Annotated in this window: 9 protein-coding genes; 1 reads left to right on the top strand and 8 read right to left on the bottom strand. The window is 44.0% G+C overall.

Annotated elements, in window-relative coordinates:
* Positions 1-242: 242 nt before the first annotated feature.
* From RMY16_RS32310 to RMY16_RS32275, 8 genes are all read right to left on the bottom strand, one after another.
* Positions 243-1,157 (bottom strand): TauD/TfdA family dioxygenase, encoded by a 915-nt coding sequence (locus RMY16_RS32310; RefSeq protein WP_322739800.1) that lies wholly within the window; start codon positions 1,155-1,157, stop codon positions 243-245.
* 62 nt (positions 1,158-1,219) lie between these two features.
* Positions 1,220-2,020: an SDR family oxidoreductase gene (locus tag RMY16_RS32305; protein WP_322671864.1), complete on the bottom strand. Its 801-nt coding sequence runs from the start codon at positions 2,018-2,020 to the stop codon at positions 1,220-1,222.
* Between the two features lie 29 nt (positions 2,021-2,049).
* Positions 2,050-2,397, bottom strand: a complete 348-nt coding sequence (locus RMY16_RS32300) for a hypothetical protein (RefSeq protein WP_322739799.1) — start codon at positions 2,395-2,397, stop codon at positions 2,050-2,052.
* A 15-nt stretch (positions 2,398-2,412) separates the two neighbouring features.
* Complete coding sequence (locus RMY16_RS32295; protein ID WP_322739798.1) at positions 2,413-3,360, bottom strand: zinc-binding dehydrogenase; 948 nt, start codon at positions 3,358-3,360, stop codon at positions 2,413-2,415.
* 368 nt (positions 3,361-3,728) lie between these two features.
* Complete coding sequence (locus RMY16_RS32290; RefSeq protein WP_322739797.1) at positions 3,729-5,114, bottom strand: eCIS core domain-containing protein; 1,386 nt, start codon at positions 5,112-5,114, stop codon at positions 3,729-3,731.
* A 227-nt stretch (positions 5,115-5,341) separates the two neighbouring features.
* Entirely contained in the window at positions 5,342-6,397 is a 1,056-nt protein-coding gene (gene acsF, locus RMY16_RS32285) for a magnesium-protoporphyrin IX monomethyl ester (oxidative) cyclase (RefSeq protein ID WP_322739796.1), read from the bottom strand.
* 394 nt (positions 6,398-6,791) lie between these two features.
* Positions 6,792-8,543 (bottom strand): ABC transporter ATP-binding protein, encoded by a 1,752-nt coding sequence (locus RMY16_RS32280; RefSeq protein WP_322739795.1) that lies wholly within the window; start codon positions 8,541-8,543, stop codon positions 6,792-6,794.
* A gap of 375 nt (positions 8,544-8,918) precedes the next feature.
* A complete protein-coding gene (locus tag RMY16_RS32275; RefSeq protein ID WP_322739794.1) occupies positions 8,919-9,569 on the bottom strand; it encodes a hypothetical protein in 651 nt (216 codons plus the stop codon).
* A 403-nt stretch (positions 9,570-9,972) separates the two neighbouring features.
* On the opposite strand from RMY16_RS32275, the gene galE reads away from it, so the two are divergent.
* A partial coding sequence (galE, locus tag RMY16_RS32270) for a UDP-glucose 4-epimerase GalE (RefSeq protein ID WP_322739793.1) occupies positions 9,973-10,744 on the top strand: 772 nt, incomplete at its 3' end.

Genomic DNA, 10,744 nt, shown 5'->3' with positions numbered 1-10,744 from the left:
AGACTCATTAATGAAGCTCAAAGACTCATTAATGAAGCTCAAAGACTCATTAATGGAGTTCAAAGACTCATTAATGAAGCTCAAAGCCTCATTCACGAATATTAGACACTCGTTCACAAGTATCAAAGACTGATCTCTCTCTTATTCCCAATGCCCAATACTTCTCTACGAGAGGCTGCGCCAACGACTTCGCGGTAGTTGAGCGTAGTCGAAACTCAGTACAAGTGCCCAATGCTCAAGTACTACGCAGTCACCGCCTGACGACGGTTGTACTCAGAAGCATCTCCTTTGATAGCCTCACTTTGTTTACCATCGATGCCAACTGGGAGATCGCCGACAATTGTCACTCGTTGAACGTGGCGGGGCTGGTCGCCGTAATCTGCGATCGCATAATGTTGAGTAGCCCGATTATCCCAAAAGGCTACGTCACCAACTTGCCAACGCCACCGGACTGTGTTCTCAGGACGTGTAATATACGCTTGCAACAGCCGCAGAATATCATCTGATTCAGTTGTTGATAAGCCACGGAACTGGCGCACAAATCCGCCGATGAATAGCCCACGCTCTCCAGATTCGGGATGGACGCGTACAACTGGGTGCAGAGTCTCGTACACAGTCGAGGTAAAGACAGCGCGGTAAGCCTTGGCATCTTCAGATAGGTCAAATGCAGTTGCATAGTCGTATTTGTTGCTATGTACTGCCCAAAGTTGATCTGCGAGATTACGCAGATGAATAGGTAAATCTTGGTATGCAGTTACTGAGTTTGCCCAGATTGTATCGCCACCAGTTGGGGGAATATCAAGCGCTCGTAAGATAGAACCGAGAGGAGGACGGTCTACAAATGTTACATCTGTATGCCAGCTATTGGCGCGGGAAGTGGTACGACCATAATTCAGGTCTAAGACTTCTGGATTTTCTGGCAGCGATGGTACAGTTGGGTGGGCTGTAGTGACTTCACCAAAACGACGAGCGAAAGCAACCTGTCCATCAGCATCGAGTTGTTGCTGACCACGGAAAAATATCACTTTGTATTTGACTAAAGTCTTGCGAATATCGCTGATGATGTCATCGCTGAGATTAGAACTCAGATTAACACCAATAATTTCAGCACCGATACGTCCTGCAACTGGTTTGATATCAAAGTATTGAGAACCCATTGTTTTTATCTCCAAGAAGTTTATGTTTTTACAAACTGTTGAGACGCGATTCATCGCGTCTGCTAAACACCAGGGGTAGATCCGCCATCAACGATAATCTCTGTTCCTGTAATCGATGCAGCAAGATCGGACACCAAAAATAGCGCCAGCGCGGCAATTTCTTCTGGCTGGGCGATTCTTTTTAAAGGAATACTTTGGATATTTTGTGCCTTCACTTGCTCAACAGTGATGCCTTGCGCTTGGGCGTTTTGCCGCGCTAAAGTCTCGGCACGCTCAGTAGCTGTAGCACCAGGGGAGATAGCGTTAATGCGAATGTTGTACTCGGCTAGCTCTTTAGAAATGCCCTTTGTGAAGTTCAGCAAAGCAGCATTGCTTGTACCACCAGCTAGGAAGTTCGGACGAGGTGTCCGTCCTGCACCGCCGACTATATTGACAATCCGCCCATCACCGCGACTTTTTTGATGGGGAACGACGGCTCTAACTAAGCGGATATAGCCCAATAATTTTAAGTTCCAAGCATCCAAAAATAAATCATCAGTGGATTCTAGGAAAGACCCAGCACGGGCTGAACCTGCATTATTAATCAAAATATCAATCTGATTAAATTGGGCTAATGTTGTAGAGACAACTTTTTCAACATCCTCTGCTTTAGTCAGATCGGCGCTGATGGCAATAACTTTAGCACCAGAAGTTGGTAAAGACTGGATGTCAGCTATTGCATTTTCTAGTCTTTCTTGATTGCGGGCTGCGATCGCAACATTCACACCCTCACTATAAAGTGCTTTGGCAGTAGCTAAACCAATTCCCGCACTTCCTCCTGTAACGATCGCTGTTTTACCTGATAGTTTTAGTTCTAAACTCATACAAACTTACCCTCAAAAATGTAAGTAATTTATTTGCAAATCAATAATATTGCTGATTGAGAGCCTGTATTGTGAATATCCAAGATGGTTTGATTTTCCTCAGAAGTGCAGCCCAAAAGTATTTTGATTTCTGTATCCCGTTTTTCCAAGTCAACACTACAGATAACAGCAGTGACTTTTTTGCTAGACAAACTACCTATCCAGACATCAATATCGGCTCCATCTCCAGAGCGAGTATTTTCCAAGTATCCATAGTCCAACGGATAAACAAAGGATGGATAACGTGGATGTGATGTCCCTTTTGGGCGATCTATCTTGAGATTGCTAGCGGCTACAAGCCGATCTAGTTTGAACCAGAAATCAGTACTATCCCTCATACCATCTGCGATCGCTCAATTTGAAATGTGCAACACAGCTTTACCAGGAAAACGCCTATCGAGTAGTTGTTGGGCCACATCAGCTATTTGTGTCCAAGAAGCTTCTAAATCAATGTGAGGATGCAACTGGCCTGCTTCTACTAGACTCAAAAGCCTTTTTAGACCGACTGCTGCTGATTCAAATCTCAATTCATCGAACAGACGTAAACCATACAGGCTCACGCTACCAGTCCCAAAAAATTGAGCCGCGTTGAATGTCACTTCAGCTCCCCCAGATACTCCATACAGCACAGTTTTTCCATCCTGTGCCAGTAAGCCAAGGGCTATACCCAAAGTCTTGCCACCCACTGACTCTACAATTAGGTCATAAGGGCCGTACTCGCTGGCGGGTGAAAGGTCTTCGCCAATCACCACCGATTGCGCCCCTGCGTCTCTAACTAGAGTTTCATAACCAGCTTGACGAATATGTGCCACAACTTGCGCGCCTGACAGTTGCGCCAATTGGATAGCGAAGTAACCAACGCCTCCTGATGCGCCTGTAACCAGAACTGTCCGACCCAAAAGTGAACCACCTTTTAACACCGCATGGTATGCAGTTAAACCTGCTACAGGCAGTGTGGCGGCTTGAGCAAAAGATACCGATGATGGCACTACTGCTAAGGCGTCAGTAGGAACAGACACGAGTTCTGCCCAAGCGCCGACGCGGCGCAAACCAACTACACGCGCTCCTTGGGGAGGCCCCGAACCATCGGCGGCGGGGATTTCCACTACACCTGCCAAATCCCAACCAGGCTGCCAACCAGCCTCAGCAGTGGTTGAACGTTTTATCTCTCCCCGATTGAGGGAGATTGCTGCTACCCGCACTAGAGCTTCATCTGGGGCAGGCTTTGGTGCAGTCACTTCACTCAGTGCCAAACGCCCCGGCACATTGGGATCAACAATCACAGCACGTATTTTGCTCATAAGGTTGCCCTGGCTTAGAGATTAATTTCTAGTTCGTTGGTTCGCAATCTTATACCTGCAATAAATAATCTCAATAGATTAGCTATTTATTCTTAACTTCAAATCCTTGCAACTAGGTTAACGAAAATTGCAAACAACGGCATCTTGATAAATTTACAGTGTTTTATGGTTTGTAAAAAGAAAACTATCACACACAGCCAGAAGAATCAAGCACCTTGTGAATAAATTCGCCGTTGACACTTCTTGCACTGTAATCAAACCAAGTGGCTTCCGTATCGTTCGGCGTTCTTTTTATAATTTCTCAATTTGACTCCAAACAGTGTAAACACGAAAATTATTAACCGGTTTGCGTTATGGTGTTTTCGCCTCTATTTTTGAGTTTGAACCTCTACCTTTGCATCCGATTCATCTCCACTTTGAGAAACTTTTTCTGGGCCGCACTGTACCGGAGTTACTCCTGTACCTTGAGTGAGTCCGTGTTTAGTTGTGGTGTCGTAGGCGTTGTTATCAGTATTCGCTTGAGCGTAAGTATCGTTAAAAATTTTGTCAGATGCTGAGGTTGTTTTGCCAAGAAGCTTTTTGTGTAAATCTTTAAAAGCCTTCTCGTCAATACTAATGTGCCCATTCTCGTGTGTATCAAGAGCGCTATAAAACCTTGCCCATTCTTTTTTAACAGGTTCGCACTGTTGGTCGAGTTCCGTCCAGACGGGCATTGCCTTAGTTTCTGTTACTAAGACATCTGCTTCGTAGACAATTTCATCAGATTTATCTTCTGCTTGGTAAGTTTTGACATCTTTTTCAGGGGCACAAGTAACACTGCCCGCTTCGCCCTTTCCTTGTGATGTTAAGTTTGTAATTGCTTCGGTAATATTTTTTCCCGAAGCAGTAATTGTGGCATTCTTTTTGTCAATTTTAGTTGTCCCTTTTTTGGGCGGCATACCACTAGATGTCTGTTCAACAGGGGCTGGTGCTGTAGATGTATCGCTTTGTTTCTGCACTTTGCCTGTCTGCTGTACCACATGGGTTAACTCATGGGCTGTCAACTCGTTATTACCAGGTGATTTCTCGGCGCTAAAGTAAACATCATTACCATGAGTAAAGGCTTGCGCTCTCAACGACTTATTCATCTGCGTAGCATTGGAGTCAGTATGTACTCGCACATCGTCGAATTTACTACCAAAGCGTGGTTCCATAAAGTCTCGCACTTCGGGAGATAACGGGCTTCCTCCACCCTTACTATTATTTAACTGACTCTCAATATTATCTTGGGTTTGGACGCTGTTATCACTAACGCGTTGTAGCGACAATTCGGTTTCTACTTCCTCTTTTTCTTGCTCACAATCTGCACATTCTCGTTGTAGTATATGTGAATCTATTGCACCGATATTTATATTTGACTTAAGTCTAGGTAGAAGCATAATCTGGTCAGATGACTGCTCATACTGGTCTTTTGGCTGGCTACCTATAAGTTGCGGCTGTGGACGACGCAAAGATATGCGACTAATGTCGTGAATAAGAGGTTTTTCTTTGATAGCTTCTGGTTCTAATAATTGCTCATTAGCAGACGGGGCTTCTTGAAGGTCGCCATTGAGCGCAGTATTATTATTTGTTGGTAAACCAAAACCGCGTGTTGGATTGGCCAATGTGGGAATATTGGATGAGACAAGCGATGGATTCGTAAAATTTGATGTCCCTATGTGGGGCCGCTTCCATGTGGTTAATGGCAAAGCGGCTTGTCTTTTAATGTCGCTCATCTCTCAATTCCTACATTTTCTAGATTAATTAGTAACCTCTTATATATTGCATTCCAGTATATTTTATACAAAAATTTAACTATCTTATTGACATATTTATATATAGACTTTAGTCTAGTTTTTTCATCATTCAGCTACTAAATACTCAAGAATTGACATATAGTGAAATTAATTATGCGTTATTCTGAACACATAATTAATTTCACAAGCAGATGTCTAATAAATAGCTAACGAACCGTTCCCCGCAAGGCTTCAGTATCAATTGGTTTGATGAGGTAAATTAACAGCAGATTCCAAACAATTGCTGCAATCAAAGGTAGTTTGCGAATTAGCTTCACTAATTTCGGGTTATCACTGCCTTCAATCTCTGCAATTTTCAAGTTGTAACCTGCACAGCGTTGCAGACGTGGGAAAAACTGGGGATGTTCGGTATTCAACATTACAGGAAAAGCCCGTCCTGCGGTTTCATTGGTGTTGCGGACAACTTGGATATCAAATTCTGTGGCATCAAGTCCCAATGATTTGTAGAACCCAGAACGTTCATGAACTGTCTGGGTGTGGGTAGCAAATACTGACAGCAAGAAAAAGCGACTCCACAGCCTAGATTTCCAGGTGTTCCAAAGTTGGGGTTGAGAACGCAATAATGCTTTGAATATGTCTCCGTGGCGGTTTTCGTCCTGACACCAACTCTCAAAGTAGCGGAATATCGGGTAAAACTGGTTTTCTGGGTGCTTTTCTAGATGCCTGAAAATAATAATGTAACGCCAGTAGCCGATTTTTTCTGAGAGGTAAACGGTGTAAAGTACCCATTCAATCGGGAAAAATGTATAAGTGCGGGTTTTGGTAACAGTGCCTAAATCAAGGGAGAGTTTAAAATCGGCCATTGCTTTGTTGAGAAATCCAGCGTGGCGGGCTTCATCACGCGCCATCATTTGAAAGATTTCCGCTAGCATTGGACTGCGATTTTTCAGCTTGCGGGATAATTCCTTGAATAGCAAGAAGCCGGAAAACTCAGAAATGCAAGAACGTTCCAAATACTCTATAAACGCCTGCCTTGCTTCACCGTCAATGTGTTCCCAAGACTGCTCAAACGCTTCATCGCGAACAAAATGGTGGCGGTTGTAGTCTGTCCGCATTTCTGTCAACATCGCCTGCAACTCCGTTTCCTGGGCAGACAAATCCAGCTTGGCTGCGGTTTCAAAATCTGTAGTGTAAAACCGGGGGGTGAGTACAGTTTCTTTGCTGGGGGTTTTGGTTTCTGGCTTCGGTAGGGTGTTAACCATGAGTGATGAGGCGATCCAATCAATAGTTCTATAACTATAAAGTTATGACAAATGCAATTATTTTGCTAGACCTATTTACAATCCTTCAGTAAAGTCGGAATTTCTGAATTTTTCCTCAAGGATCGCGCCCAGGATTCCCCAATGTTAGCCAAGCTTGAAGGTGAGTAATGGTCGCTCTGGTACTGCTTACTGGGTACTGGGGAAGAAATTTTTTAATTGGTTGGGGTCTTAATCCCCATTCCAATCGTTCCAATCCCCAGTCCCTAACTCAATCATAATTCTTTCCTTCTGACCCCTGCGCCCTGCCTCACTTCTCTACGAGAGGCTGCGCCAACGACTACGCCCTTCGGCTACGCTCAGGACAAGCTCAGTGACCACCTGCCTCCTGCCTCTTTCACCGCAGTAATTCCTCAACTTGATGCTGGCTCCACAAAGTTCTGTATAAACCCTGTTGTTTTAAAAGTTCTATGTGATTTCCGACCTGCACAATTTTTCCCTTTTCCATGACAAAAATCCGGTCAGCTGCCGCCGCTGCTGATAATTGGTGCGTAATAAAAATTACTGTTTTACGTTCAGTGCCACTGGAGAGATTTTTGAGGATTTTCGTAGCTGTTTGATTATCCACACTAGAGAGAGCGTCATCCAAAATTAACACTGGAGCATTGACCAACATTGCTCGAGCCAAAGCAGTACGTTGCCGCTGACCGCCAGAAAGATTAATACCGCGTTCGCCAACAATAGTTTCATATTGCTGGGGAAAATTCTGAATTTCTGATTCAATTTGGGCAAGTTTAGCGACAGATTCTACCTGCTGTTGTTCGCTAACTGGATCGCCGTAGCGAATATTATTTTTGATTGTAGTGCTAAATAGAAAGCTATCTTGAGGAACGTAGGCGATCGCACCTCGTAAAGAAGCCAAAGCGATCTTAGTAATATCTACCCCATCTAAAAACAATTGTCCTGATTCAATATCCAACAAGCGTGGTAAAGCATTGGCCAAAGTAGATTTACCCGAACCAATTGCCCCAACAATCGCAACAGTTTCTCCAGGAGCAATGGTAAAGTTAACATTTGCTAAAGCTGGAGTAGTGGAACCAGGGTAATTATAGGTGAGATTTTTCGCTGTCAGTTCCCCTTTAAGTTCAGCCACTGGCAGATGTATGGCATCGGCTGCATCTTTAATTTTTGGTGTGACAGAGAGAATAGCTTCAAGCCTATCGATACTAACTTCACCGCGTTGGTAGGCAGTAATTGTAAATCCTAAAAGGGCAGTGGGAAAAACTAGACGCTCTACATAAATTAACAGTGCTAAAAAATCGCCAACCTGAAGTGTCCCAGCAGACATCCGTGCCGCTCCTAGCCAGATGATTACCAGCGAACTGATATTAGCTAGCCCACCAATTAGCGGAAACAGTGTATTGCGGATTTTTGCCAATTCCAGGTTAGCAGTCAATAACTGCTGATTTTTCTTGGCAAAAGCTCGACGCTCGTTTGCTTCTTGAGCATAGATTTTAATTAAGGCAATACCACTAATATCCTCTTGGATGAGTTCGCTGATGTCAGAGAGTTGCTCTTGAACTGCTGCTTGTTGTTTGCGTAAGCGATCGCTAAACAAACTCACCAATAAAAGCATAAAAGGGTATACTGCCAGGGCGGCTAGGGTGAGATCCACACTAATTGCCAGCATTACTGGCAATGTCAGAGCATAGGCAAACATAGTATTTGCCAAACTTAAGACCGCAAAACCTAATAACCGCTTGATATTGTCTACATCACTAGTAGCCCGACTAATCAAATCGCCAGCAGTATTACTGGCAAAATAACCAGGCTCTAGCTTCAGTAAGTGTTCAAAAATCCGTTGTTTCAGGTCAAATTCCACCTGACGTCCCACCCCAAATAGCCAAATGCGTGATGCCATCCGCATTAGCCACATCGCCGAACTGAGCAAGACAATCACTACTACGTAATGTAGTATTTGGTTCCAGCTGAAGGTTGTCGAGAGTTTGTCAACACCAGCACGAATCAACCAAGGGATATAAACACCCAGTGCATTGACAGACAACAAAGCGAGAATGCCCAAGGAGGCTTCCCGCCAATGGGGTCGTAGGTAAGCACTGAGTTTAGCGATTCGTCGAGATTTTGCCATTAAAGCAATTGTGCAACTGTATCATCTAGATTAACTGCTAGTCCAAGAAGGCAGCTATGCAGAGGGAATATCGCTTGTTATAAATTCAGCTTTTGTTACCTCTTTTAACTGGATAGTTATTGCCGTTCGATACTAGTAGTTCGCCAAGTGAACTTGGCGGGGTAAAGGGTAAGGGGTAAGGGGGAAAGGGTTTAAATCCCTTACCCTTTCCCCTTTCCCCTTTCCCCAGTCCTCACTTAGCATTTTTGGGTTGGCAGACTACTAGTAGTCCACCACAGCAACTTTAATGAAGAAATAAGTTCGTAGTAAGGACTTTAGTCCTTTGATTGATGGCTCAAGCGCTTACTACGAACCCAGTAAAGTTCTGTTGCCTGATTACCGCTGAACACGCAAGAACCTGTAAATTTCAACGAGATAACTTTCCCAAGTTCTTGTTGTCAATTGTAATGTTTCCGAATTTGGTACAAAATCTTCAAGTCGTAAACCGCGTGTGCGAATATCTTGAGGATTTCCTTGTAATAAATAGGGAGGCACTCTCAAATTATAAGAAAGAATGCTATCCCCCGTTACATCTGAGATGTTCGCTGTGGTAGGTTGCCCTAATGCCACCAGTGTCCCAGATGTTGGTGTAGCACTTGCAACAGATGTTTCACCCGTCATTGCTAGAGGTGCTCTATAAAGGAAATAGGCGACTGCTGGTGTACTTGCTAACAGCAAAATCGTCAGTGCCCAACCGATCAAGTATCCTCCTGGTTTCTCTATTCCACCTCCTTTGATTTTCTGAGCGGCAAGAATCATTAGTAAAACAGAGGCTCCCAGAGGCTTGAGTGGAAAAGATAGCATCCTCCACAACGACGCCACAGCAGGTTCACTTGGGTTAAGAAATGATAGGGCTACGATTACCAAGATAACGACTAAGATTAATCGCCCGACAAAAGTTCCAGAGGGATAAAATCGCTGGAACAGAGAATAAACGATAGTGCCAATCAGCAGCCACAGCAGTACCCGGCTTAACAATAGAAACATAGACTAACTCTCAAATTTTCTGGTGCAGTGAGCCAGTGTGGTGGTGTTCGCGTAGCATCTCCGTCAGGAGAGGCAGTCCGTTTCGAGCGGGGTTGCCCCCAGAAAAGACTGCTATGCAGGGAAACCATGCATGAAACAACTGGCGACTTCTTACTGATAGCGACGTTAGAAGCGTCACCCGTAAGGCTCAACCTAGAGGTTTCGGGAAATGGATTTATTTTATTGTCAAATTGTAATCGCACTGTTTGACTTAAAATTTCTCAAACCTCACACCCAATGACTACCGTCGTAGTGATTTTAGTGCAATTTTTTGACACTGCGTCTATTATTTATAATTTTCCAGAAGAGTAATCTCATACCGGTAAACTAAATTAATTAAGTAATCTACTCAAAAGGAAAAACTATGTCGCCTGGAAAGCCTACTATTCTGGTAACAGGGGGAGCTGGATATATTGGTTCCCATACAGTGCTTGCTTTGAAGAAAGCGGGTTATGGCGTTGTCATACTTGATAATCTGGTCTATGGACATCGCGATCTAGTAGAAAAGGTTTTACAGGTAGAACTGATAATTGGGGACACAAGCGATCGCGCCTTGCTCGATCATGTATTTAAAACCCACGATATTGCCGCGGTGATGCATTTTTCTGCTTATGCCTACGTAGGAGAATCGGTGAGCGATCCGGCCAAATATTACCGCAATAACGTCCTTGGTACTTTGACTCTGTTAGAAGCGATGCTGACAGCATCTGTAAAGAAATTTGTCTTTTCTTCTACCTGTGCCACCTACGGGGTACCAGAATTCGTGCCTATTCCAGAAACCCATCCCCAAAATCCGATTAATCCCTATGGCGCTACAAAGCTAATGGTAGAAAGGATTCTCTCGGATTTTGATGTTGCTTACGGTTTGCAATCAGTGCGTTTTCGCTATTTCAATGCTGCTGGTGCTAATCCCGATGGGTTACTGGGTGAGGATCACAACCCAGAAACCCATTTAATTCCTTTGGTGCTAATGACAGCTTTAGGCAAACGAGAATCCATCTCAATTTTCGGCACTGATTACCCCACGCCCGATGGTACGTGTATTCGCGATTATATTCACGTTAACGACTTAGCAGATGCCCATATTTTGGGATTGGAATATTTATTAAAAGGTGGCGATAGCGAAGTTTTTAATT

It is taken from the genome of Nostoc sp. DedQUE12b (assembly GCF_034530835.1).
In the GTDB taxonomy this organism is placed as follows: Bacteria; Cyanobacteriota; Cyanobacteriia; order Cyanobacteriales; family Nostocaceae; genus Nostoc.
The sequence above is the reverse complement of the archived record's forward strand: the minus strand, read 5'-3'. Positions and strand labels throughout refer to the sequence as shown.

Coding starts and splice junctions, on each gene's coding strand:
- RMY16_RS32310 (WP_322739800.1), bottom strand. CDS start 1,157: ATGGGTTCTCAATACTTTGATATCAAACCAGTTGCAGGACGTATCGGT.
- acsF (WP_322739796.1), bottom strand. CDS start 6,397: ATGGTTAACACCCTACCGAAGCCAGAAACCAAAACCCCCAGCAAAGAA.
- RMY16_RS32280 (WP_322739795.1), bottom strand. CDS start 8,543: ATGGCAAAATCTCGACGAATCGCTAAACTCAGTGCTTACCTACGACCC.
- RMY16_RS32300 (WP_322739799.1), bottom strand. CDS start 2,397: ATGAGGGATAGTACTGATTTCTGGTTCAAACTAGATCGGCTTGTAGCC.
- RMY16_RS32305 (WP_322671864.1), bottom strand. CDS start 2,020: ATGAGTTTAGAACTAAAACTATCAGGTAAAACAGCGATCGTTACAGGA.
- RMY16_RS32275 (WP_322739794.1), bottom strand. CDS start 9,569: ATGTTTCTATTGTTAAGCCGGGTACTGCTGTGGCTGCTGATTGGCACT.
- RMY16_RS32290 (WP_322739797.1), bottom strand. CDS start 5,114: ATGAGCGACATTAAAAGACAAGCCGCTTTGCCATTAACCACATGGAAG.
- RMY16_RS32295 (WP_322739798.1), bottom strand. CDS start 3,360: ATGAGCAAAATACGTGCTGTGATTGTTGATCCCAATGTGCCGGGGCGT.